At 69.0% G+C, this 23,313-nt stretch carries 16 protein-coding genes and 1 pseudogene; 11 read left to right on the forward strand and 6 right to left on the reverse strand.

Annotated features, from left to right (window positions below):
- Positions 1 to 36: 36 nt before the first annotated feature.
- Both ACLJQ7_RS27655 and ACLJQ7_RS27660 read right to left on the reverse strand, forming a co-directional pair.
- Complete coding sequence (locus ACLJQ7_RS27655) at positions 37 to 1,998, reverse strand: S9 family peptidase (RefSeq protein ID WP_410651074.1); 1,962 nt, start codon at positions 1,996 to 1,998, stop codon at positions 37 to 39.
- A gap of 30 nt (positions 1,999 to 2,028) precedes the next feature.
- Positions 2,029 to 3,003, reverse strand: coding sequence for a TerC family protein (locus tag ACLJQ7_RS27660; RefSeq protein ID WP_410651075.1), 975 nt, complete (start codon positions 3,001 to 3,003; stop codon positions 2,029 to 2,031).
- Positions 3,004 to 3,323: 320 nt separating this feature from the next.
- Here ACLJQ7_RS27660 and ACLJQ7_RS27665 point away from each other — a divergent pair, with 320 nt between their 5' ends.
- From ACLJQ7_RS27665 to ACLJQ7_RS27685, 5 genes and pseudogenes are all read left to right on the forward strand, one after another.
- The gene (locus ACLJQ7_RS27665; protein WP_410651076.1) at positions 3,324 to 6,233 is read left to right on the forward strand and encodes an alpha/beta fold hydrolase; all 2,910 of its coding nucleotides are present in this window, start codon (positions 3,324 to 3,326) and stop codon (positions 6,231 to 6,233) included.
- Positions 6,226 to 7,185 (forward strand): ABC transporter permease, encoded by a 960-nt coding sequence (locus tag ACLJQ7_RS27670; RefSeq protein ID WP_052121043.1) that lies wholly within the window; start codon positions 6,226 to 6,228, stop codon positions 7,183 to 7,185. Before ACLJQ7_RS27665 ends, ACLJQ7_RS27670 begins: the two co-directional genes overlap by 8 nt.
- A gap of 257 nt (positions 7,186 to 7,442) precedes the next feature.
- Entirely contained in the window at positions 7,443 to 7,865 is a 423-nt protein-coding gene (locus ACLJQ7_RS27675; protein ID WP_410651077.1) for a hypothetical protein, read from the forward strand.
- An 89-nt stretch (positions 7,866 to 7,954) separates the two neighbouring features.
- Positions 7,955 to 8,727, forward strand: a pseudogene (locus tag ACLJQ7_RS27680) (enoyl-CoA hydratase/isomerase family protein).
- Between the two features lie 69 nt (positions 8,728 to 8,796).
- Positions 8,797 to 10,206: a S28 family serine protease gene (locus tag ACLJQ7_RS27685; protein ID WP_410651078.1), complete on the forward strand. Its 1,410-nt coding sequence runs from the start codon at positions 8,797 to 8,799 to the stop codon at positions 10,204 to 10,206.
- Positions 10,207 to 10,278: 72 nt separating this feature from the next.
- Here the strand turns inward: ACLJQ7_RS27685 and uvrB are convergent, their stop codons facing one another.
- Both uvrB and ACLJQ7_RS27695 read right to left on the reverse strand, forming a co-directional pair.
- Positions 10,279 to 12,435 (reverse strand): excinuclease ABC subunit UvrB, encoded by a 2,157-nt coding sequence (gene uvrB / locus ACLJQ7_RS27690; RefSeq protein WP_410651079.1) that lies wholly within the window; start codon positions 12,433 to 12,435, stop codon positions 10,279 to 10,281.
- Positions 12,436 to 12,486: 51 nt separating this feature from the next.
- Positions 12,487 to 13,776, reverse strand: coding sequence for a DUF5685 family protein (locus ACLJQ7_RS27695; RefSeq protein ID WP_410651080.1), 1,290 nt, complete (start codon positions 13,774 to 13,776; stop codon positions 12,487 to 12,489).
- Positions 13,777 to 13,918: 142 nt separating this feature from the next.
- On the opposite strand from ACLJQ7_RS27695, the gene ACLJQ7_RS27700 reads away from it, so the two are divergent.
- The 5 genes from ACLJQ7_RS27700 to ACLJQ7_RS27720 all read left to right on the forward strand — a co-directional run bounded on the left by ACLJQ7_RS27700 (position 13,919) and on the right by ACLJQ7_RS27720 (position 19,594).
- Entirely contained in the window at positions 13,919 to 14,434 is a 516-nt protein-coding gene (locus tag ACLJQ7_RS27700) for a DUF402 domain-containing protein (protein ID WP_410651081.1), read from the forward strand.
- Between the two features lie 144 nt (positions 14,435 to 14,578).
- A complete protein-coding gene (locus ACLJQ7_RS27705) occupies positions 14,579 to 16,105 on the forward strand; it encodes an ArnT family glycosyltransferase (protein WP_410651082.1) in 1,527 nt (508 codons plus the stop codon).
- Positions 16,106 to 16,194: 89 nt separating this feature from the next.
- Entirely contained in the window at positions 16,195 to 17,715 is a 1,521-nt protein-coding gene (locus tag ACLJQ7_RS27710) for an ArnT family glycosyltransferase (protein WP_410651083.1), read from the forward strand.
- Positions 17,712 to 18,971: a sensor histidine kinase gene (locus tag ACLJQ7_RS27715; RefSeq protein WP_410651084.1), complete on the forward strand. Its 1,260-nt coding sequence runs from the start codon at positions 17,712 to 17,714 to the stop codon at positions 18,969 to 18,971. Before ACLJQ7_RS27710 ends, ACLJQ7_RS27715 begins: the two co-directional genes overlap by 4 nt.
- Complete coding sequence (locus ACLJQ7_RS27720) at positions 18,968 to 19,594, forward strand: response regulator (protein WP_410651085.1); 627 nt, start codon at positions 18,968 to 18,970, stop codon at positions 19,592 to 19,594. Before ACLJQ7_RS27715 ends, ACLJQ7_RS27720 begins: the two co-directional genes overlap by 4 nt.
- A gap of 160 nt (positions 19,595 to 19,754) precedes the next feature.
- Here the strand turns inward: ACLJQ7_RS27720 and coaE are convergent, their stop codons facing one another.
- Complete coding sequence (gene coaE, locus ACLJQ7_RS27725; RefSeq protein WP_410651086.1) at positions 19,755 to 20,939, reverse strand: dephospho-CoA kinase; 1,185 nt, start codon at positions 20,937 to 20,939, stop codon at positions 19,755 to 19,757.
- Positions 20,940 to 21,136: 197 nt separating this feature from the next.
- On the opposite strand from coaE, the gene ACLJQ7_RS27730 reads away from it, so the two are divergent.
- Positions 21,137 to 21,370 carry a hypothetical protein gene (locus ACLJQ7_RS27730; RefSeq protein ID WP_410651087.1) on the forward strand — a complete coding sequence of 78 codons (234 nt, stop codon included), beginning with the start codon at positions 21,137 to 21,139 and terminating at the stop codon, positions 21,368 to 21,370.
- Between the two features lie 154 nt (positions 21,371 to 21,524).
- Here the strand turns inward: ACLJQ7_RS27730 and rpsA are convergent, their stop codons facing one another.
- Positions 21,525 to 23,024, reverse strand: a complete 1,500-nt coding sequence (gene rpsA, locus ACLJQ7_RS27735; protein WP_410651088.1) for a 30S ribosomal protein S1 — start codon at positions 23,022 to 23,024, stop codon at positions 21,525 to 21,527.
- Positions 23,025 to 23,313 lie beyond the last annotated feature (289 nt).

Consider the following 23,313-nt stretch of genomic DNA (forward strand, 5'->3'; position numbering starts at 1 on the left):
CGTGGGGAGCCGACCCGTCCTCACCACTCACGAAGATCAGAGGTGGCGGCCCCACCACTCCAGTACGGCGTCGAACCGCTGCACCCGGTGCCGCGGCAGCCCGGAACGCGTGAGTTCGTGCCCTTCCCCGGGGAACAGCAGGAATTCGGCCGCGACGCCGTTCTGCCGCAGCGCCACGTACATCCGCTGCGCCTGCTCCAGCGGGCATCGCCAGTCCTGCTCGGAGTGCACGACCATGAACGGGATGTCGATCTTCCCCGCGTACGTCAGCGGGCTGCGCTTGCGCTGCTCGTCGACATCGTCGCCGACATAGCCCCCGGCGAAGAACCAGCCGATGTCGGAACTGCCGACGAACGAGTCCCAGGCGTTGACGGCGCGCTCGCTCCACGCGGCGCGGAACCGGCCGCCGTGATGGGCGGCGAGCCAGCTGGTGATGAAACCGCCGTACGAGCCGCCCATCACCCCGACGCGATCACTGTCCAAATTGGACAATTTGAGCGCTTCGTCCAGCAGTGCCAGCAGATCGTCCGCGTCCACGGTGCCGAGGCCGTGGACGATGCTCCGGCCGTGGTTTTCGCCGTAGCCCGCGGAACCGCGCGGGTTGCCGAGAACGACGGCGTAGCCCGCGGCGGCGAGCACCTGCGCCTCGTCGAAGACCTTCCATTCGTACGCCGCGAACGGTCCACCGTGGACCATCAGGACCACGGGATGCGGCCCGTCCCCCGCGGGCCGGACGACCCAGCCGTGGACCGGGTAGCCGTCCGGAGCGGTCGCGTTCAGTTCCTCCAGCGGCAGGATCCCGGTGTCCCGCAACGTCTTCGAGTAATCGGTGAGCACGCGCGGCTCCCCGTCCGAGAGCAGCACGACGTCACCGGAACTCTCGGGCGTCCCGATCACCGCGACGATCCGTTCGCCGTCGACGGCGAACGACTTCACCGCGGTGCGCTCACCCGCCAGGTGGCGCAGCGACTTCAGCTCGGCCAGTTCGGCGTCGAGGGGAACGGCGCGCAGTTCGGCGGCACCGCGGGCGGTGACCACGACGAGAACCTCGTCTCCGAGGACGACCGGAGCGCCGGCCGCGTTGTCGCAGTCCACCGTTTCGACGTCGGTCAGCCGGCGCGGGGACGAGGGCTCGTCACCGGAGGGCCACGGCGCCTGCCAGAGGCCGGTGTTGCGGCCGACGTCCTCCAGACCGGGGAATTCGTTGCCGTAGAACAGGATCGAACCGTCCGGTGCGACGACCGGCCGGTCCGCGGTGCCCAGGGTCCGGACCAGGAGCCGGGGCTCGCCACCGCCCGCGGGCACGGCGTAGACATCCGTGCGGACGGTGTCCTCGGCGGCCCAGTCACGCGGGCCGGTGAACAGGACCTGCTCGCCGTCGGCCGTCCACGAGGGATGGTCGACGTCGGCCCGGTCGTCGGTCAGCGGCGTGAGCTCGGCCGGCGGCTCATCGTCCAGCGCGGCGACGGCGTCCACGACGAACAGACGCTGTGGACGGTCGTTGAGGAAACCCACGTCGTCGACGCGGTAGAAGAGATTCGTGATGTGCCGCGGCGCTTCTTCGCCCGGCTCCGGCGTTTCGCCGTCCTCGTCCTCGGTGCCGTAGCGGCCCGGCTCGGGCACGCGGACGACGAAGGCGATCCGACGGGAATCCGGTGCCCAGACCGGGGCGCCCGCGCCGAGGGGCAGGTCGGTGATCCGCTTCGCGTCGCCGCCGTCCGCGGACATCACGTGCACCTGCGGCTTGGCGGCGCGCCCGGAACCCTCTCCCGCCCGGAGGAACGCGACCCACCGGCCGTCCGGCGAGATGGCGGGGGCGGAGTCCTTGGTCCCGTGGGTCCAGGCCCCTTCTCCACCGCCCCCCGGATCGACCCGGCGCAGGGTTCCGCGGTAGCTGTTCGTCTTCAGATCAGGCCTGCTCACCGCGGTGAGCAGCAGGTCGCCGCGCAGCGTGAGGATGCCGGGGACCGTCAGGGCTTCGATGTCAACGGGACGCACGGCCCCGACGGTACCCGATCCTTAGCAGCTCTAACTACTGATTGAAGACTCCTGCTCAGCGGCTTCCAGCTTCTTCGCCTTCGCGAGGCTGGCCACCGTCGTCACGGTCAGGACCACGACGATGACGCCGAGGGAGACCCAGTTGTTGATGTCCAGCCAGTCCGGGACGACGTGGTACTCGTGCAGCGCGTGCAGGAACAGCTTGGCGCCGATGAAGGCGAGGATCACCGCGAGACCGTAGGACAGGTACACCAGCTTGGTGACCAGGCCACCGAGCAGGAAGTACAGCTGGCGCAGGCCCATCAGCGCGAACGCGTTGGCGGCGAAGACCAGGAAGGCCTCCTGCGTGATACCGAAGATCGCGGGGATCGAGTCGACCGCGAACAGCAGGTCCGCGCTGCCGATCGCGACGATCACCAGGAACATCGGGGTGATCCAGCGCTTGCCGTCCTTCTTCACGAAGGACTTGTGGCCGTGCCACTCGTTGGTGACCGGGAAGAGCTTGCGCACCCAGCGGGTGAGCGCGTTCTCCTCGTATTCCTCTTCTTCGTCCTTGTTGCGGACCATGCTGACCGCGGTCCAGATGAGGACGGCGCCGAAGAGGAAGAAGACCCAGACGAACTGCGCGATCAGCGCGGCGCCCACGGCGATGAACACGCTGCGCATGGCGAGCGCGAGCAGGATGCCGATCAGCAGCACCCGGTGCTGGTGGATCGCGGGCACCTTGAACGACGTCATGATGATCATGAAGATGAACAGGTTGTCGACGCTCAGTGAGTACTCGGTGATGTACCCGGTGAAGAACTCGACTCCCGGGTCGTGTCCCCCGAAGACCCAGACGCCGATACCGAACGCGACGGCCACGGCGATGTAGAAGATGACCCACCTGGCGGCTTCGCCGGTGGTGACCTCATGCGGCTTGCGATCGACGATGACCAGGTCGAGTGCGATCAGCGCGAGCAGACCGCCGACCGTGGCGATCCATAGCCACAGGGGAACAGACATGTAACCAACCCTCCGGATAGTGCACAGCAGCAACTAACCGGAGGTCTCTTCCGCCGGTGCGAAACCGGCCGACGGTGCCGGGGGCCTGCGAAGACCACCGTGCTGACGACACCGCCGCGAAGGAATACTCCCCTCACAGCTGGTCCAGTTTGACCTGTCTGTACGCGGGACGCCAGTTAAGGTTGCCCTTGTCACCAAGATGATGGCGTAACTCCCGTCACACCCACCACTTCTCGCTCCTTTGAGTACCCGTTCCGGTGGCGGCCCTAACGTCACTCTTGTGTGGTCCGTGTGTGCCGGGGAAGCGGTTCTCAGGTTCGGTGAAATACGGTCGTTCCGTGCCCCGAATCCCGCTCCCTCGCACGCGAGGCGCGAAGCTCATCGCGCTCGCCGCGGTCGTGGTGGTCCTGGCCGCCGCGGCCGTCGTGTGGACGAACAGCGAACCCGCCCCGTCCGCGGTCAGAACCCAGGACGCGACCCTCGACCTGCCCGAAACCCCGGGCTCGTCCGAGGTCGTGAAGATCGACTCGACCACGTACCTGCCCGAACAGACCCCGGCTCCGGCGGTCCTGCTCGCCCACGGTTTCGGCGGTGACAAGAACAGTGTCGCCACCGAGGCCCGCGAGCTCGCCGAAAAGGGCTTCGTGGTGCTGACCTGGTCCGCGCGCGGTTTCGGCCGCAGCACCGGGAAGATCGCGCTGAACGACCCCGACCGCGAGGTCGCCGACGCCAGGAAGCTGATCGACGGCCTTGCCGAGCGCCCCGAGGTCCTCAGCGAGAACGGCGACCCGAAGGTGGCCGTATCCGGAGCTTCCTACGGTGGCGCGCTTTCCCTGCTGCTCGCCGGGACCGACAAGCGGGTCGACGCGATCGCGCCGGTGATCACCTACAACGATCTCGCGCAGGGCCTCTTCCCGAACGCGGCCGCTCCGGCCGCGCCGAACGCCACCACCCCGGCCGCCGGCGCGTTCACCGCGGACGGCGTCTTCAAGAAGTCGTGGGCGGGCATCTTCTTCTCCGCCGGTTCCGGCGCGGCGCAGAGCGGCTCCCCCGCCAACGACGCGCCCGAAGCCGGCGACGAGACGAGCGAATCCGGTGCGGCACAGGGCGTCGGCGCGGCCGGTGCCGCGGCGCAGTCGCTGCCGCTCGGCGGGCAGAACGGGCAGCGGCCACCGTCCGGCCCGCCCGACCCTTGTGGACGGTTCACCGCCGACGTCTGTCAGGCCTACACCGAGCTCGCCACCACGGGGAAGGCGAGCCAGAAGACGGTCGACCTGCTCCGGCGGGTCTCCCCCGCGTCCGTGACGGACAAGATCACCGTGCCGACCCTGCTGGTGCAGGGCGAAAGTGACACGCTGTTCGGGCTGGACCAGTCCGACGCGACCGCCCGGCAGATCACCGCGGCGGGCGGCAAGGTCCGCACGATCTGGTACACCGGCGGCCACGACGGCGGGAAGCCAGGGCAGAAACTGCGCGCGCAGATCGCCGATTTCCTCAAGTTCTCCCTCACCGGGCAGGGCACCGACCCCGGCACCGGGTTCAGCTACGACATCCAGGGCACGCTCCGGGCCAACGGCGCCCCCTCGGTCCGCACGGTCACCGCACCGGCGTACCCGGGAGCGACCGGGGACGCCACGGAGCGACGGCAGTTCACCCTGGCGGGCCCGGCCCAGCCGGTCGTGCGGCCCGCCGGCGGCAATCCCGCCGCGGTGAGCGGGATCCCCGGCTTGAACGGGGCGGTGGCTGGTTCGTCCCGGCTTTCCGGACTGTTCAGCCTGGATCCGCCGGGGCAGGCCGCGCAGTTCGCGACCCCGCCGCTCGACGCGCAGACGATCGCGGCCGGTTCGTCGACGGTCCGGCTGCAGGTCTCGGCCGACCCGTCCACCACGGCTCCGCGACAAGAAGCCGTCCTGTTCGCGAAGCTCTACGACGTCAACTCGGAAGGCGTCCGAACACTTCCGGCCAACGCCGTCGCGCCCTTCCGCGTCTCGGGCCTGCCTGCCGACGGCAGTCCGGTCGAGGTGACGGTGACCCTACCGGGCATCGTGCGGCCCTTGGAAGCCGGGCACACGCTGCGGTTGGTCGTCAGTACGACGGACCAGGCGTTCGCGACGCCGGTCGAGCCCGCCGTCTTCCGCATCGGGCTCGCGGACGGCGGACGGCTCGGGGTGCCGGTCGTCCCCGGCAACTCGGTCGGCGCGGGCGCGCCCACCGCGCAGTTGCTCGGGATCGGCGGAACGCTGCTCGCGGGGATCGCGATCACGGTGATCGCCGCGTTCCGTCGCCGCCGTGCCCACGACGTCGACGAGAGCCTGGCGAAGACGCCGCTCGTGATCGAAGGCCTGCACAAGGCCTACGCGGGCGGGTTCGTCGCGGTGAAGGATCTGTCGTTCCGCGTCGAACCCGGTCAGGTACTCGGCCTGCTCGGGCCGAACGGCGCGGGCAAGACGACGACCCTGCGCATGCTGATGGGGCTCATCACGCCGACCGCGGGCACCATCCGCGTGTTCGGCCACCTGATCGCGCCCGGCGCGCCGGTGCTGTCCCGGATCGGGTCCTTCGTGGAGGGTTCGGGCTTCCTGCCGCATCTGTCCGGCAAGGAGAACCTGGAGCTGTACTGGGCGAGTACGGGCAGGCCGAAGGAGAAGGCGCATTTCGCCGAGGCACTGGAGATCGCCGGACTCGGTGACGCGGTGAACCGGCGGGTCCGCACCTACAGCCAGGGCATGCGGCAACGGCTCGCGATCGCGCAGGCGATGCTCGGCCTGCCGGAGCTCATGGTGCTCGACGAACCGACCAACGGGCTCGACCCGCCACAGATCCACCAGATGCGCGAGGTGCTCCAGCGCTACGCGGCGACCGGGCGCACCGTGGTGGTCTCGAGCCACCTGCTGGCCGAGGTCGAGCAGACCTGTACGCACGTGGTCGTGATGCACCGCGGCATGCTGGTCGCCTCGGGTGAGGTCGGCGAGCTGGCCGCGTCCAGCGGCGAGGCGACGTTCCGCGTCGACAAGCCCGCCGAAGCGGCCGAAGCGCTGCGAAAGGTCGGCGGCGTTTCCGGCGTCGACGTCGACGGCGAACTGGTCCACGCGGATCTCGACGGTCTCGCCCGCGCCGAGGCGGTCGCCGTCCTGGTGCGGGCCGGGGTCGCGGTCGAGCAGGCCGGGCCGCGGCGCCGTCTGGAAGACGCGTTCCTGCAGCTGGTCGGAGAGGACTCGAAGGGTGAGTAAGACCAATGGTTCCGGCCCGGCGACCCGGGCGGATCACGGCGTGCACACCGATCCGGCGGCCCTGCTGGAGCTGACCGAGGTCGCGTCGCACGAACCGACCGAGGTCGGCCCCGACGGGGCGGTGGCGGGGTACCGCGCCGACCGGACGCTGCGGCTCGGCGTCGAACTGAAACGGCAGCTCAAACGGCGGCGGACCCAGCTGATGCTGGGGTTCGTCGCGCTGCTGCCGTTCATCCTGGTGATCGCGTTCGAGATCGGGCAGGCCAACCCGAACCGCCGCAGCGGCGGCTTCGTCGACCTCGCCACCGCGAGCGCGCCGAACTTCGTGGTGCTCGCGCTGTTCGTCTCCGGGACGTTCCTGCTCCCGATGATCGTGGCGTTGTTCTACGGCGACACGATCGCGAGCGAGGCGTCGTGGTCGAGCCTGAAGTACCTGCTCGCGATGCCGGTCCCCCGGCATCGGGTGCTGCGGCAGAAGGCGATCGTCTCCGGCATCCTCTCCGCGGTCGCGCTGATCCTGTTGCCACTGGTTTCGCTGGTGGTCGGCGTCATCTGGTACGGCGCGGGCGACGCGATCAGCCCGACCGGGGACGCGGTGTCGTTCGGCGACAGCCTCGTCGCCATGGGGCTCGCGACGATCTACATCATCCTGCAGCTGGCGTGGGTGGCCGGGCTGGCGATGCTGCTCTCGGTCGCCACCGACGCCCCGCTGGGCGCCGTCGGCGGCGCGGTGATCGTCGCGATCGTGTCGCAGATCCTCGACCAGATCACCGCGCTGGAGGGGTTGCGCGACTACCTGCCGACGCATTTCGCGTTCTCGTGGATGGATCTGATCTCGACCGACATCGACTGGACGAACATGGCCAACGGCATGCTCTCCGCGGCGTTGTACGGCACCGTGTTCTTCCTTCTGGCGGGCCGCCGGTTCGCGACGAAGGACATCACCAGCTGAGAGCGTTTTCGTACCGGAAAATCACCGGGGTCCACCGGGAAGACGAAATCCTCTTCCCTGGTGGGCCCCGGTTTTCACTGGCCGTGGCGACCTTCACCCATTAGCGCCGGTAACCGGTGTTTCATGCGCATGAGAAAATTGATTTTCCGATCATCGACTCATTGGGTGAAAAGTTCGCATTCATCTTCGGGGACCTCCGGGAAATCCTTATCTTCAGTGGAAAGGTGCCGACGCGAGCGGAAAGCGGGGATGTCACCATGACCCAGTCAGTCGAGACCCCGGTCCAAGAATTCTCTCTTGATTGGACCATGAGCGCTGGCAAGGGCGGCCGGGTCGGATTCGCCGTCTCGGGCCAGGTGACGCTTCTCGACAACAACCGGTTCTACAAGATCGACGGGGTCCTCTACATCTCGGAGGGCAGCACCTATTGCCGCGAAATCGGCAACCCGCATCTTTTCGTCCGGCGCAACGGCGTCGAGGAGAGCGGCAGGCAGTGGGGCTGGGAGACGATCTGCAACCGCAAGTCCTGCGCCAGGCTGTGTTCGATGGACGCCTACTTCGTGCGCACCGGCTACTGGGCGCCCGCCGACCGCGCCATCCAGCTCAGCATCGGCGCCGAGACCGGCTGGAACCGCAAACGTTCCTTCAGCCCGACGGTCACCGTGCGGCTGAGGGACTAGCGGTGGGTTCTCCGGCTGAGTAACGCCCGCGTTCGGGGAAGCCAGCGTGGTCCACTGTAGATCCTCGCGGGCTCGGGTACGGTCGGGCCATGGCCACCTCCTCGATCCGCGTGGACGACGATGGCGGGATCGCCGTCGTCACCCTCCAGCACGGCAAAGCGAACACCTCGACACCGAGTTCTGCCAGGAACTGGCCCTCCGGCTCGAAGACGTGCAGCTGGGCGGTTGTCGCGGGGTCGTGCTGACCGGCACCGGCGGCATCTTCTCGGCGGGCGTCGACCTGCGGCGAGTACACGACGGCGGCGCGGATTACATCGAGGACTTCCTGCCCGCGCTGTCGGACGCGTTCCTCTCGGTCTTCGGCTTCCCCGGCCCGGTGGTCGCGGCCGTCAACGGGCACGCGATCGCCGGCGGGGCGGTGCTCGCCGCCGCCTGCGACCGCCGCGTCCTCGCCGACGGCCCCAGCCGGATCGGGATCACCGAGCTGCTCGTCGGCGTGCCGTTCCCGTTGGCGGCACTGGAGATCCTGCGGTCCGGGTTCGGTGCCGACGTCCTCGCCGAACTCGCCTTCCTCGGCGAGACCCACCTACCCGCGGACGCGCTCCGGCTCGGCCTGGTGAACGAGGTGACCGCGCCCGAGAACGTCTTGGGGCGGGCGGTGGAGGTGGCGCGGAAGCTCGCCGAGATCCCGGCGGCCGCGTACGCGCACACGAAGGCGCAGCTGCACCGGCCGTTCCACGAGCGCATCGCCGAACACCGCACCGGCGACGACGCCCACGTCCTCGAACTGTGGAGCTCTCCCGAGGCGCTCGCGGCCATCAAGGCCTACGTCGAGAGGGTGCTGCGCGGCTCGACCGGATAGGCGATTGCCCACCGGCGGTGACTCTGTGAGTATCCGACCGCTCAACAGGTCCCGATGGGGAGGGCATGGATGCGGAAGCTCACGGCCGCGTGGTCGGTTCTGGCGATCACCGTTCTCGCGCTGGCCGGGCTGACCCCGGCCGTGCAGGCGGCACCCGGCGACATCAAGGAAGCGCTCGGACGGATACCCGGGCTGACCGTCGTCTCGGAGAATCCAGCGCCGACCGGGTACCGGTTCTTCAAGCTCACCTACACCCAGCCGGTCGACCACCGCAGGCCGGACCGCGGCACCTTCCAGCAGCGGTTCACGTTGCTGCACAAGGAATTCCGGTCACCGACCGTGGTGTTCACGAGTGGGTACAACGTCTCGCAATCGCCCAACCGCTCGGAGCCGACACAGCTCGTCGACGGCAACCAGCTGTCCATGGAGTACCGGTTCTTCACCCCGTCCCGGCCGGACCATCCGGACTGGGGCAGGCAGCTGACGATCTGGCAGGCCGCCGCCGATCAGCACCGCGCCGTCGAGGCGTTCAAGCGGATCTACCCGGGCAAGTGGCTCGCGACCGGCGGCAGCAAGGGCGGCATGACGGCGACCTACTTCCGTAGGTTTTTCCCGGACGACGTCGACGCGACGATCCCGTACGTCGCGCCCAACGACGTCATCAACGCGCACGACCGCTACAACCGGTTCCTGGCGAACGTCGGCGACGATCCGGCCTGCCGTTCGGCGTTGAAGGCGATCCAGCGTGACGTGCTGGCCCGGCGTCCGGAGTTCGCGGCGCTCGCCGCCGCCGACGCGGCCAAGAACGGCTACACGTTCAAGACCGTCGGCTCGGCGGACGTGTCGCTGGAGATCTCCGTGATCGACTCGTACTTCGCCTTCTGGCAGTACCAGAGGCAGTCGGACTGCGCGACGATCCCGAAGGCGGGTGCTCCGGCGGCGGAGATCTACGCTTGGTTCGAACGCGTCGAAAGCCTGAACACCTACTCCGACCAGAACCTCGAGGTCTACGTCCCGTACTACTTCCAGGCGGCCTACCAGCTCGGCGCCCCCGAGTCCTACGAAGGCTATCTGCGGGATCTGCTGCGCTATCCGGGATCGAACGTGTCGCGGACGTTCGTGCCGAAGTCGGTCGACATCCCGCGGTTCGACCACCTGGCGATGCCGGACATCGACTTCTGGGTGAAGTCCCAGGGGAAGCGGCTGATGTTCGTCTACGGCGCGAACGACCCGTGGAGTGCCGAGCCGTTCAAACTCGGCTTCGGCACGAAGGATTCCTACAGCTACACGGTTCCGGGCGGCAACCACGGCGCCCGGATCGCGCAGCTTCCCGCGGCCCAGGCCGCCGAAGCGACGAACACCGTACGGCGATGGGCCGGCCTGCCTCCGATCTCGCCCGGCGTCAGCACGCGTTCGGCACCCGCCGGGTTCCCGGACTTCGACGCCGACCTGACTATGCTGGAGCGCCGTCGGCTCTGACCCTCACGCGTTTCGTCCTCTGGTTGCGGTCCTTGCACACGCAAGGATCGCAACCAGAGGACGAAACGCGGCTTACTTGATACCGGCCGCGTCCATGCCCCGGAGCTCCTTCTTGAGGTCCGCGACCTCGTCCCGCAGCCGGGCGGCCAGCTCGAACTGCAGGTCGCGGGCGGCCTGCATCATCTGGTCGGTCATCTGCTGGATGAGATCCGCCAGTTCGGCGCGCGGCATCCCGGCGACGTCCTTGTCCGCGAGCATCCCGGAGCTGCGCACGCGATCGCCCTGCTCGGGCTTCTTGCCGCGCGAGGAGTTCCGGCCCGAGCCACCGACGGCGACGGACTCCGTGTCCTCGGCCTCGCTGTAGACACGGTCCAGGATGTCGGCGATCTTCTTCCGCAGGGGCTGCGGGTCGACACCGCGCTCCTTGTTGTAGGCGACCTGCTTGGCGCGGCGGCGATCGGTCTCGTCGATGGCGTGCTGCATCGAGTCGGTGATCTTGTCCGCGTACATGTGCACTTCGCCCGACACGTTCCGGGCCGCGCGGCCGATCGTCTGGATCAGCGACGTGCCGCTGCGGAGGAAGCCTTCCTTGTCCGCGTCGAGGATCGCGACCAGCGAGACCTCGGGCAGGTCGAGCCCCTCACGGAGCAGGTTGATGCCGACCAGCACGTCGTAATCGCCCGCGCGCAGCTGCCGCAGCAGCTCGACCCGGCGCAGCGTGTCCACCTCGGAGTGCAGGTACCGCACCCGGATGCCCAGCTCCAGCAGGTAGTCGGTGAGATCCTCGGACATCTTCTTGGTGAGCGTGGTGACCAGGACGCGCTCGTCCTTCTCGGCCCGCTCGCGGATCTCGTGCACCAGGTCGTCGATCTGGCCCTCGGTGGGCTTCACAACCACCTTCGGGTCGACCAGACCGGTCGGGCGGATGACCTGCTCGACGAACTCGCCGCCCGCCTGCCCCATCTCGTACGGCCCCGGCGTCGCCGACAGGTACACCGTCTGCCCGATCCGGTCGGTGAACTCCTCCCAGGTCAGCGGCCGGTTGTCGACGGCGCTGGGCAGCCGGAACCCGAAGTCGACCAGGTTCCGCTTCCGCGACATGTCGCCCTCGAACATGCCGCCGATCTGCGGGACCGTCTGGTGCGACTCGTCGATGACCAGCAGGAAGTCTTCCGGGAAGTAGTCGATGAGGGTCGCGGGCGCGGTGCCGGCGCCGCGGCCGTCGATATGCCGCGAGTAGTTCTCGATGCCGGAACAGAACCCGACCTGGCGCATCATCTCGATGTCGTAGGCGGTGCGCATCCGCAGCCGCTGGGCCTCGAGCAGCTTGCCCTGCTTCTCCAGCTCGGCCAGCCGCTCCTCGAGCTCGGCCTCGATGCCGCCGATGGCCTTCTCCATCCGCTCCGGGCCCGCCACGTAGTGGGTGGCCGGGAAGATGCGGACCTCGTCGACCTCTTTGACGATGTCCCCGGTGAGCGGGTGCAGGTAGTACAGCTTCTCGATCTCGTCGCCGAAGAACTCGACGCGGATCGCCAGCTCCTCGTACGCCGGGATGATCTCGACCGTGTCCCCGCGGGCGCGGAAGGTGCCGCGTGCGAAGGCGATGTCGTTGCGGGTGTACTGCACGTCCACCAGCGCGCGGAGGAAGACGTCCCGGTCTAGCTGCTCGCCGACCTTCAGCTTGCTCGACCGGTCGAGGTACGACTGCGGCGTGCCAAGACCGTAAATGCACGAGACACTCGCGACCACGATGACGTCGCGCCGGGACAGCAGGTTCATCGTCGCCGAGTGCCGCAGCCGCTCGACGTCGTCATTGATCGACGAGTCCTTCTCGATGTAGGTGTCCGTCTGCGCGATGTACGCCTCGGGCTGGTAGTAGTCGTAGTAACTGACGAAGTATTCGACCGCGTTGTGCGGGAACAGCTCCCTCAGCTCGTTCGCCAGCTGCGCGGCGAGCGTCTTGTTCGGCGCCATCACCAGCGTCGGACGCTGGACGCGCTCGATCAGCCAGGCCGTCGTCGCCGACTTACCGGTACCCGTCGCGCCGAGCAGCACGACGTCCTTCTCGCCCGCGTTGATCCGGCGTTCGAGCTCGTCGATGGCCGCCGGCTGGTCACCGGCGGGTTTGTACTCGCTGACCACCTCGAACCGGCCGCCGGTCCGGGGGATGTCCGTGACGGGGCGGAAGTCCGACTGGGCGAGCACGGGGTGTTCGGTTGCGAAAGCCACGTCCTCCAGAGTAAGGGCTGGGTCCGACAATTTCCGTTTCGCCTGGTCGGATCAGCAGGAACAGTCACAGCAGTTGCAGCAGTCACAACCGTCACAGTTGTTGCACCAGGCCTCGTGCGGCTTCCCGCTCCACGCCCCGGGGAACGGGTCGCGGCAGCAGAACTGGCACGAACAGCACATGTAGGTCGCCACCGCGCAACCGAAGAAGAACCCCCTCGGCTGCGCGGGCACCCGGAACTTCGGCGTCCAGCAGCAACCGCCCTGACCATCGACCGGTCCGCCCTCGCCGCGGTGCTTGCCCTTCTTCTTCGGCGGCTCCTGCGGCGGGCCTCCGCCGCCGGGGGCGCCCGCCGGCGGGGGCGGCGGCTGATGACCGCCCTGCGGATACCGCTGGGGCGGGTAAGGCTGGTGCGGATGCTGCTGCGGTCGAGGTCCGGGGCCGATCCAGCCCGGCGGCGGCTGCTGTGGGCCGTGTCCGTGCCCGGTGAGGTTGTGCCCGAAAGCGCGCCGCACCGCCTGCCGCAGTTCGTGAACCAGGAGGGCGTGGACCAGCTTGGGCTGATCGAACCTCACCTCGCGAAGGGCGAGTTCGACGCCGAGCACCGCGTCGTCGCACAACCGCCGAGCCTCGGCGAGCCCGGTTCCGGTGGCCGCCAGCGGGTTCCACGCTCCGGCGGCTTCGTCCTCCGCGAGATCCTCGACGGCGTCGAGCAGATGGGCGGCCCTGCCGAACAGGCGTCCGGCCTCCGCCAGCGGCGCCGCGTTCTCCGGGCGGCCCGCCAGGACCGCGGTGTGCGCGAAGGCGGCCGCCGTCGCCAGTTCGGCGGGTTCGGTGGCGAGGACGGCCGAATCGCCGATTCGGACGGCGTTTTCGAGCTCGGCCTGCCGGTCGACGGCCTCGGTCAGGACCGCCGTGTCGAAACCGACCCGGATCCCCGTCCGGCTTCCCTGATCGGCCCAGCGCGTCGCGACCCGCCTCGCGGCGAGCGCGACGGAACGCCGCGCGAAGGCACCGTCGCGGTCTTCGACGTGGTCACTGATCTTGGCCGACGCCAGCACGAGGGAGACCGCCGCCGCGAGCTGGGCGCCGCCGCCCTTCGCCACCGACGTTCCCTTCATCGCCCGAAGCGGGCAAGGGCCGGCGTCGCGGCGTCCTTCCGCACGCGGCGACTGGGCTTCGACGAGCGCCGAGATGATCAGCCCGTCATAGTTCGTCACCATTCGGGCCAGATGTCCGTGTTCGTCCCGCAACGCCAGGCAAAGACCGCAGAGATGGGCGAGCCAGTCCGCGTGCAACCCCGCGGAAAGCCGATGGCGGCACGGCCTGATGATCCCGAACATGCGTCGACTCCCACTCACCCCTATGGCGGAACCTGCGCACCTTATCCGGCCGAGGGGCGCTACTCCCCCGGAACCCGCGAACCGTGATCGTCCACCCGGTTGGGCGGTGTTCGCGAGCGACGCCGCCTTCCAAGATGGGCGGATGACCGCGCTGCATCCGCCCAAGGTCGAGTACTTCGACCCGGCCGCGAAGACCAACACGGATCCCAAGGGCATCGTGAGGGACGTCGAGGAATACCGCGAAGAACCCTTCGGCCTCTACATGGCGCGGCCGACTCCGGGACGGGCGCAGTTCCACTACATCGAGTCGTGGCTGCTGCCGGAGCTCGGCCTGCGGATCACCGACTTCTGGTTCACCCCCGGCCACGACCGCGATCAGGACTTCTACCTCGACGTCGTCGACGTCCGCCGCGAGGGCGGCGTCTGGGTCGCCACCGACCTCTATCTCGACCTCGTCCTCCGGGACAAGAAATCCGTCCAGGTGATCGACGCCGACGAACTCCTCGCCGCGGTCACCGCCGGGCTGCTCTCCCCCGCCGACGGCGAACGCGCGCTCGGCGTCAGCCACGCGACCGTCGACGGACTGGCCACGCACGGCCACGACCTGCGCGGCTGGCTGTCCACAAAGGACATCACACTCGGCTGGCGACGGCACTGATCCTCCGCATCCATCGATCGGTTGATCCTGGCTCATCCCTTCGATGAGCCGATCCTGACCGGCCGATGGATCCCCGGAAAGGCGGCGGCGCGGGACTCTCGATCAAGGGCGTAACCGATCGAGAGGGGGCGGATACCCGTGGTCATGGAGGCCGAGGGACTCCGGGAACGGTCCGGTGGACGAGAACGCGCGGAGGTCGCGTCGTTCGCCAGGACACCGGTGCTGGTGATCGCCGGGGCGATGGGGGCGGTCCTCGCGGCGACGGCCGATCGTTACGGCTATTTCGGCGACGAGTTGTACTTCCTGGCGGCCGGTCGGCATCTGGACTGGGGGTATGCCGACCAGCCGCCCCTGTTGCCGCTGCTGGCCCGGCTGATGGACGCGTTCGGCGCCGATTCACCGTTCGTCCTGCGGATCCCGGCGATGCTGGCGATGGTGGCAGGCGTCGCGCTGACGGCGCTCATCGCCAGGGAACTGGGCGGCGGCCGCAAAGCGCAGACGATCGCGGCGGCGACGATCGCGGTGTCCATCCAGATGCTCGGCAGCGGGCACTACCTGGCGACCAGCACGATCGACCCGTTCCTGTGGACGCTGCTGATCTGGCTGCTCGCCCGCTGGGTGCGGACCCGGACGGACAGGCTCCTGGTCTGGGCCGGTGTGGTGACCGGGCTCGCCCTGAACACGAAGTTCCTCGTCGGCGGCTTCTGGGTCGTCGTACTGGTCGCCGCGGTGGCGTTCGGGCCCCGTGACCTCGTCCGCCGTCCGGCGCTGTGGCTCGGCGCGCTGATCGCCGCCGCGATGATCGCGCCCACCCTCGTCTGGCAGGCGGCGAACGGATGGCCGCAGCTGACCATGGGCGCGGCGATCTCCCAGGAGGTCTCGGCCGGCTGGGGCGGCCGGGCCACCTTCGTCCCGACGCTGGTGCTGAGCGCCGGAGTACCGGTGGGGGCGATCCTGGTCTGCTACGGACTGTGGCGCCTGCTGCGGTCCGAACGCCTGCGGCCGTACCGGTTCCTCGGCTGGACCGCGCTCGGCGTCCTCGCCCTGTTCGTGCTGGCGAACGGGCGCTACTACTACGCGGCGGGGATGTTCGCCCCGCTGTTCGCCGCCGCGGCGGTGGAGATCGAGGCGGGTCAGGCGTCGAAGTACTGGCGCTGGCTCGCCACCTGGCCGGTGTACCTCCTCGCCGCGGTGATCGCGATCCCGCAGGCACTTCCGGTCCTGCCGCGGGCGCAGCTGGCGAGCGCTCCGATGTGGGCGCGGCCGATCTTCGCCACCGAAGAGGTCGGCTGGCGGGAGATCACGGAGTCGGTGGCGCGGGTGTACCGGACCGTTCCCGATCCGTCCCGGACCGGTGTCGTCGCGGCGAAGTACTGGCAAGCCAGTGCCATCGACCACTATGGACCGGAACTCGGGCTGCCGTCACCGTCGAGCCCCAACCGCGGCTACGTGACGCTGCCGAGGCCGCCGGAATCGGCGCGGGACATCCTGTTCGTCGGGAACGACCCTTCGATGCTTGTGCCGTACTTCACGCAGGTGCGTGAGGTCGGCGCCCTCGACAACGGGGCCGGGATCCAGAACGTGAGCCAGGGCATGAAGATCTGGCTGGCCGCCGGCCGGAACGGGACTTGGGACACGGTGTGGCCGAAACTCACGGACTGGGGCTTCTGAGCCTGACCGGTCCTCTCACGACCGACGCGCCACGCCGGTGGCACGTAAGGTGCGAGAGGACCGGCACCCGAGGGATCTGCGAGGAATGGATGGAAGCCGCCCGCGCGGCCGAAACACCGACCGTGTCCGGTGCGGCGTTCGCCCGGCTCCCGGTGGGGCTCCTCGCCGCCGCGGCCGCGGCGGTCCTGATGGCGACGGCGTGGCGGTACGGCTACTTCGGCGACGAACTGTACTTCCTCTCCGCCGGTAAGCGGCTGGCCTGGGGTTACGCGGACCAGCCGCCGGTGCTCCCGTTCCTGGCCCTGGCGATGGACACGCTCGCGCCGGGAGACGTCTTCGTCTTCCGCCTGCCCGCCGTCCTCGCGACGGCCGCCGGTGTCGTGTTCACCGGGCTCATCGCCTACGAGATGGGCGGGGACCGCCGGGCGCAGACCCGCGCCGCCGCCGCGTACGCGATCTGCGGGCAGTTCCTCGGCAGCGGGCACTACCTGGCCACCTCGACGATCGATCCGGCGCTGTGGACGCTCATCGCGTGGCTGCTCGTGCGGTGGATGCGGACCCGCGACGACAACCTGCTGCCGTGGCTGGGCGTGGCGACCGCCGTCGCGCTGAACGTCAAGCTCCTGATCGCGACGTTCTGGATCGCCGCCGGGGTCGCGATCCTGGTCTTCGGGCCCCGGGATCTCTTGCGCAGGCCCAAACTCTGGCTCGGCGCGGGGATCGCCGCCCTCTCGATGGTGCCGACACTCTGGTGGCAGGCCGCGAACGGCTGGCCGCAATTGGAGATGGGCGACGTCATCGCGCACGAGACCACCGGCGGCTGGAGTGGCCGCGCCGGATTCCTGCCCGCGCTGCTGACCGGCGCCGGGCTCGGCATCGGCGTCGTCGGTGTCCTTTACGGACTCTGGGTCCTGCTGTTCTCGGCAAGGCTGCGCGAATACCGGTTCCTGGGCTGGGCCGCGGTCGGCGTGATCGCGCTGTTCATCCTGTCGAACGGCCGGTACTACTACGCGGCGGGCATGTTCGGCGTCCTATGGGCGGGTGCCGCCGTCCACTTCGGACAGTCGCGGCCGTCCCGGTGGTTCCGCTGGATCCCGACCTGGCCGGTGTTCCTGCTTTCCGCGCTGTACACGCTTCCGTACGCGCTGCCGGTGTGGCCGTCCGCCTGGCTCGCGGAAGGCCGGGACGTCCCGCGTCCGGCGTACGCGCTGGAGGAGATCGGCTGGCCGGACCTCGCCCGTTCGGTAGCGGAGGCCTATCACCGGCTCCCGCCGGAGCAGCGGGCACGCACCACGCTCGTCGCGGCCGGGTACTGGCAGGCCGGAGCGCTGGACCGGTACGGCGCCGACTACGGGCTTCCCGCCGTATACAGCCCCAGCCGGGGCTTCTGGTACTTCGGGCATCCGCCCGAGACCGCGGACAGCGTCCTGTTCGTCGGGCCGGATCCGGCGCGGCTGCTGCGATCGTTCACCGACGCCCGGATCGTCTCCCGCGTGGACAACGCGGCCGGCGTCCGCAACGTGAGCCGGGGGATGCCGATCTGGCTGATCACCGGCCACACCGAAACCTGGGCCACGGCGTGGCCGGGCCTGCGAGAATTCCGGGTATGACCAGCTGGATCCGGTGGCAGGAGTCGCTGTGGCCGTCTCCCGAAGACGGCGGGTCACTGTGGCGCCCGTGGGGCGGCCGGGTCGAAAGGTGTCTGCCGTACGCGCTGCTGGCGCTCGGCACGGTGCTCAGTCTCGTGCTCTCCGGGCACGACCCGCTGCAGACCCTGAAGCCGGTCGGGATCGCGGCCGGCTGGCTCCTGCTCACCGTGACGCTGATGCCGACGCGCTGGGACGGGCATCCGGTCGTGGTCGCCGTGTCCTTCGCCGGGCTGGTCGCGATCGCGGCGGTGCTCGAAGCACACGACACGATCTTCCTCGTCTTCATGATCGCCGGGTTCTTCGAAGCGATGCGCCTGCGGCCCGCCCCGCTGGCACTGGCCGGGATCTTCGCCGTCTCCGCGCTGATCAACACGATCCCCAACGGCGGCCCGCTGCGGGCGTTCGCCGATCAGCCCGCGTTGTGGACCGTGGTCACGCTGGTGCAGACGGCCGCGGTCGGCGGGGGCGGGCTCGTCTCGGCGGCGATGGCGCGACAGCACGCGGAGCGCAAACGTGTGCTCGACGAGCTGGCCGCCGCCCAGGAGGAGAACGCGGTGCTGCAACGGCAGTTGCTGAGCCAGGCGCACGAAACCGGCGTCCTCGACGAGCGTCAGCGGCTGAGCCAGGAAATCCACGACACGCTCGCCCAGGGCTTCACCGGGATCATCACCCAGCTGGAGGCGGCCGCCGAGGCGAAGGCCGATCCCGTGGAATGGCAGCGGCACGTCGGCTCCGCGATGGCCTTGGCGCGGGAGAACCTGACCGCCGCCCGGCGTTCGGTGCGGGCGCTCGGCCCGCAGCCGCTGGCCGCCGCAACCCTGCCGGACGCGCTCGGCGAGGTCTCCCGGCGATGGAGCGTCCGGACCGGTGTCGAAGTCCGGTTCACCACCACCGGGACCACGCGGGCGCTGCATCCCGAGATCGAGGCGACATTGCTGCGGATCACGCAGGAAGCGCTGGCCAACGTAGAGAAGCACGCCGCCGCGACGATCGTGGGGCTCACGTTGTCCTACATGGGCGATCAGGTGACCGTCGACGTCCGGGACGACGGGAAGGGCTTCGAACCGGAAATGGCGGGCGATGGAGGTTTCGGCATTCCCGGGATGCGGGCCCGCGTCGCCAGGCTGGCGGGAACACTGCACGTCGAATCCGAGCCGGGCGGCGGGACGGCCGTGTCGGCCGACCTGCCCGCGATCGCGCTGGAGGCCCGGGTATGACGATCACGCTGCTGATCACCGACGACCACCCCATCGTCCGCGACGGGCTGCGCGGCATCTTCACCGCGGATCAAGGGTTCGAGGTGCTCGGAGAGGCGTCCTCCGGTGACCAGGCCGTCGCGCTGACGGAGAAACTCCGTCCCGACGTCGTGCTGATGGATCTGCGGATGCCGGGTTCCGGTGGGGTGGCCGCGATCGCGAAGCTCGCCAAGCTCGGCAATCCCGCGCGGATCCTCGTGCTGACGACCTACGACACCGACACCGACGTCATCCCGGCGATCGAAGCGGGCGCGACCGGCTACCTGCTCAAGGACGCTCCTCGCGAGGAACTCTTCCGCGCGGTCCGGGCGACGGCGCGAGGCGAGGCGGTGCTCTCCCCCGCCGTCGCCGACCTGATCCTCGGCAGGATGCGCGCCCCCACGCCGGAGCCGCTGAGCAAGCGGGAACTCGAAGTCCTCACCCTGATCTCGCGTGGGTCGACCAACAAGGAGGCCGCGAAACTGCTGTTCATCAGCGAGGCCACGGTCAAGACGCACCTTGTGCACGCGTACGCCAAGCTCGGGGTGAAGGATCGCGCGGCCGCCGTCGCGACCGCTTTCGCGCGGGGCCTGCTCGGCGGCTAGTGCGTGTTTCACAAGTCTGTTCGATGGGCTTCGTGATGCAGGTGGTTCCTGACGGTGCGGGCGGATCGGCCTCGTACCGGGTCGTACTCGGCCGCATCCGCCCGTGCCGTCAGGGACCGCCTGGGCGCGAAGACCGCGAACAAGACTTGTGAAACACGCGCTAGGGGCTCCAGCCGGTCGAGTCCGCCCACACGTCGGCACGGGTGAAAGCCGCGTCTACCCAGACCTGCTTCTCGTCGGTGTACAGCTCGACTGTTCCGTCGCCGGCGTGCTTCGCGGCCATGGCGTTCTTGACCGCCGCGTAGGCGTCACGCTCGTCCGGGTTCTGCCGCAGCCATTCCGGGAACAGCAGCGCGAGCCGCCAGGCCGGCGTCTCCTGGGAGCGGACGTGCAGGTTGACCGGGCGGCGGGGGTCGCCACCGAAGTGGAACCGCTTGGGCCAGGTGCCCTCTTCACCGTGCGCGTCGTCGAACCACTCCCCCTCCGCCCGCGGGAACCCCGCGTCGGAGAGCGCGCCGGCCAGTTCGTCGGCCTTGTCCAAAGTGGACACCGTCAGCTGGAGGTCGAGGATGTCCTTGGCGGGCAGACCCGGCACGGAGGTCGAACCGATGTGATCGACCCGCACGGCGTCGTCACCCACCACCACGCGGACCCGTGCGAGGGCACGTTCGGCCTGCACGGGCCAGGTCTCGTCGTACGGCGCGATCTTCGGCGACATCGGCGCACGCGGCTTGCGGAGCCGGACGTTCGCCTCGAACGGCGTCAGCCTGTCCGCCCACAGCGCGTCGACCTCGGCGAGCACGATGTCGGGCGCACCACTGTTATCGAACCAGACGTCGGCCACCGCCCGGCGCTGGTCGGTCGTGGCCTGCGCCTTGATCCTGGCGCGCGCGTCGTTCTCGGCCATCCCGCGCGCCTCGACCAGACGGCGGACCCGGACCTCCTCCGGCGCGTCGACCATGACGACGAGGTGGTACATCGGCGCGAGCCCGCCTTCAACCAGCAGCGGGATGTCGTGGACGATGATCGCGTCCGGCGCGGCGGCCGCCATCAGCTCGGCCGTCCTGGCACCGACCCTCGGATGGACGATCGAGTTCAGCCGCTTGCGGAATTCTTCGCCGGCGAACGCCTTGGCGGCGAGCGCGGCCCGGTCCAGCGCGCCGTCGGCGGCGAGGATGTCTTCCCCGAACGCCTCGACGAGTTCGGCGAGCCCCGGTGTCCCCGGCTCGACGACCTCCCTGGCGATCTTGTCGGAGTCGATGAGGACGGCGCCGTGCTCGGAAAGCCGGTTCGCCACCGTCGATTTTCCGGCGCCGATCCCGCCGGTCAGGCCCACACGCAGCATGTCGAGCAGCCTAGTGGCGCGATCAGGGCCGACCGCGCAGGGTCACGGGATGCGCACATCCGGCACAGACCGATCCAAAAGGCAAGTTCATAGTGACGCGAGACTCAACCTTTCCGAGTGACACGCCGGTCGGTTACCGGGCTTCGGGGGCTTGATTGCGTACCGTGCGCGGCGAAGGTAGCCCACACGGAGGAACGATGGCAGACGGTAAGCCCGCCGGAAGGCACCGGCTCGGAACGCCGGGCCTGGTGCACTGTGTCCTTCATCGTCCCGTGGCCGACGCCCTCGCCGAATACCGGCGCACATGGCTGAGCGCGCTCCTCGTTCCCGCCCAGCACAGCTTCGCCGGACTCCGCCGCAAGGCCCGCGCCGCGGCGCTCGAACGCATCTGGGTGCCGTCGGTCCCGTCCGTCCGGACCGCCACCTCCTGACCCCCGCTTCCCCTCTACCGCATTCAGTCCTCTGAATGCGGTAGTCGCGCGTGCAAGGAACGCATCCAGAGGACGAAATGCGGGCAAGAAAACGGCCCCGGTCCGAAAAGTGGACCGGGGCCGCTGTCTGTCAGCTAATGGCTGAGCGCCTGGATCACGCGCCGCCCGACAGCTTCTCGCGGAGAGCCGCGAGCTGCTCGTCGCTGGCGAGCGTGCCACCGCTCTTGGCCTCGGCCGGAGCGGAGGTGTAGCTCTGCTCGCCCGAGTCGCTGGAGGTGACACCGGTCGCGGCGTCCGCGGCGGCCTCGGCGTCTGCCTCGGCGGCCTTCTGGACCTGCTTCATGTGAGCCTCGTAGCGGGTGTGAGCCTCGGCGTACTGACGCTCCCACTCCTCACGCTGCTTGTCGAAGCCTTCCTGCCACTCCTGGGTGTCCGGGTCGAAGCCTTCGGGGTAGATGTAGTTGCCCTCGGCGTCGTACTCGGCGGCCATGCCGTACTGAGTGGGGTCGAACTCGGTCTCCGGCGTGACGCCCTCGTTCGCCTGCTTCAGCGACAGCGAGATGCGACGACGCTCGAGGTCGATGTCGATGACCTTGACCATCACGTCGCCGTTGACCTGGACGACCTGCTCCGGGATCTCCACGTGGCGCTCGGCCAGCTCGGAGATGTGCACCAGGCCCTCGATGCCCTCCTCGACGCGCACGAACGCACCGAACGGGACGAGCTTGGTGACCTTGCCCGGCACGATCTGGCCGATCGCGTGGGTGCGGGCGAACTGACGCCACGGGTCTTCCTGGGTCGCCTTCAGCGACAGCGAGACGCGCTCGCGGTCCATGTCGACGTCCAGAACCTCGACCGTGACCTCCTGGCCGACCTCGACGACCTCGGACGGGTGGTCGATGTGCTTCCAGGACAGCTCGGAGACGTGCACCAGGCCGTCGACGCCACCCAGGTCCACGAAGGCACCGAAGTTGACGATGGACGACACGACGCCCTTGCGGACCTGGCCCTTGGCGAGCGCGTTGAGGAACTCGCTGCGCACCTCGGACTGGGTCTGCTCCAGGTAGGCGCGGCGGGACAGGACCACGTTGTTGCGGTTCTTGTCCAGCTCGATGATCTTCGCCTCGAGCTCGCGGCCGACGTACGGCTGCAGGTCGCGCACGCGGCGCATCTCGACCAGCGACGCCGGCAGGAAGCCGCGCAGGCCGATGTCCAGGATGAGGCCGCCCTTGACGACCTCGATGACGGTGCCCTTGACGGGCTCGTCCTTCTCCTTGAGCTCCTCGATCGTGCCCCAGGCGCGCTCGTACTGCGCACGCTTCTTGGACAGGATCAGACGGCCTTCCTTGTCCTCCTTCTGGAGGACCAGGGCTTCGACCTCATCGCCGACGGTGACAACCTCAGCCGGGTCGACATCGTGCTTGATGGAGAGCTCGCGCGAGGGGATGACACCCTCGGTCTTGTAGCCGATGTCGAGCAGGACCTCGTCACGGTCGACCTTGACGATGGTTCCTTCGACGATGTCGCCATCGTTGAAGTACTTGATCGTCTTGTCGATCGCAGCGAGGAAGTCTTCCTCCGACCCGATGTCGTTGATAGCGACTTGCGGGGCCCCAACGGGGGCGGTCGGGGCGGTGGCGGTGTCGGTCGTCATTAGGCGGGTTGCTCCGGTGGATGGGAAGTAGTGGGTTTGCGGTTAGGGCACCATGGGCTCTTCCGGCATGAGGCGACCACATAAGCAAACGTCCACAGGGAACGACCGCGAGCATCACCGCATCCGGTACGCGACCCCCTGACCCGGACGCTGAGCGAACCGGGGGAAAGAGTAGCGCGAACCCACTGCGCTAACAGATATCCTACGCGGCCCCCTGTACACGGCACAATCAGGGTCGCCCCCACGATCACGGCGGGCGGATAAACTGTCCCGCGAAGCCCTGACCTGG

Origin of the sequence: Amycolatopsis sp. cmx-4-54 (assembly GCF_046548895.1) — a bacterium.
Lineage (GTDB): Bacteria > Actinomycetota > Actinomycetes > Mycobacteriales > Pseudonocardiaceae > Amycolatopsis.

What these genes read in the sequence shown, in the direction of transcription:
- ACLJQ7_RS27705 (WP_410651082.1), top strand. Translation starts at nt 14,579, where the DNA reads ATGGAGGCCGAGGGACTCCGGGAACGGTCCGGTGGACGAGAACGCGCG.
- ACLJQ7_RS27695 (WP_410651080.1), bottom strand. Translation starts at nt 13,776, where the DNA reads ATGTTCGGGATCATCAGGCCGTGCCGCCATCGGCTTTCCGCGGGGTTG.
- ACLJQ7_RS27675 (WP_410651077.1), top strand. Translation starts at nt 7,443, where the DNA reads ATGACCCAGTCAGTCGAGACCCCGGTCCAAGAATTCTCTCTTGATTGG.
- ACLJQ7_RS27700 (WP_410651081.1), top strand. Translation starts at nt 13,919, where the DNA reads ATGACCGCGCTGCATCCGCCCAAGGTCGAGTACTTCGACCCGGCCGCG.
- ACLJQ7_RS27685 (WP_410651078.1), top strand. Translation starts at nt 8,797, where the DNA reads ATGCGGAAGCTCACGGCCGCGTGGTCGGTTCTGGCGATCACCGTTCTC.
- ACLJQ7_RS27710 (WP_410651083.1), top strand. Translation starts at nt 16,195, where the DNA reads ATGGAAGCCGCCCGCGCGGCCGAAACACCGACCGTGTCCGGTGCGGCG.
- coaE (WP_410651086.1), bottom strand. Translation starts at nt 20,939, where the DNA reads ATGCTGCGTGTGGGCCTGACCGGCGGGATCGGCGCCGGAAAATCGACG.
- ACLJQ7_RS27660 (WP_410651075.1), bottom strand. Translation starts at nt 3,003, where the DNA reads ATGTCTGTTCCCCTGTGGCTATGGATCGCCACGGTCGGCGGTCTGCTC.
- ACLJQ7_RS27715 (WP_410651084.1), top strand. Translation starts at nt 17,712, where the DNA reads ATGACCAGCTGGATCCGGTGGCAGGAGTCGCTGTGGCCGTCTCCCGAA.
- rpsA (WP_410651088.1), bottom strand. Translation starts at nt 23,024, where the DNA reads ATGACGACCGACACCGCCACCGCCCCGACCGCCCCCGTTGGGGCCCCG.
- ACLJQ7_RS27720 (WP_410651085.1), top strand. Translation starts at nt 18,968, where the DNA reads ATGACGATCACGCTGCTGATCACCGACGACCACCCCATCGTCCGCGAC.
- ACLJQ7_RS27730 (WP_410651087.1), top strand. Translation starts at nt 21,137, where the DNA reads ATGGCAGACGGTAAGCCCGCCGGAAGGCACCGGCTCGGAACGCCGGGC.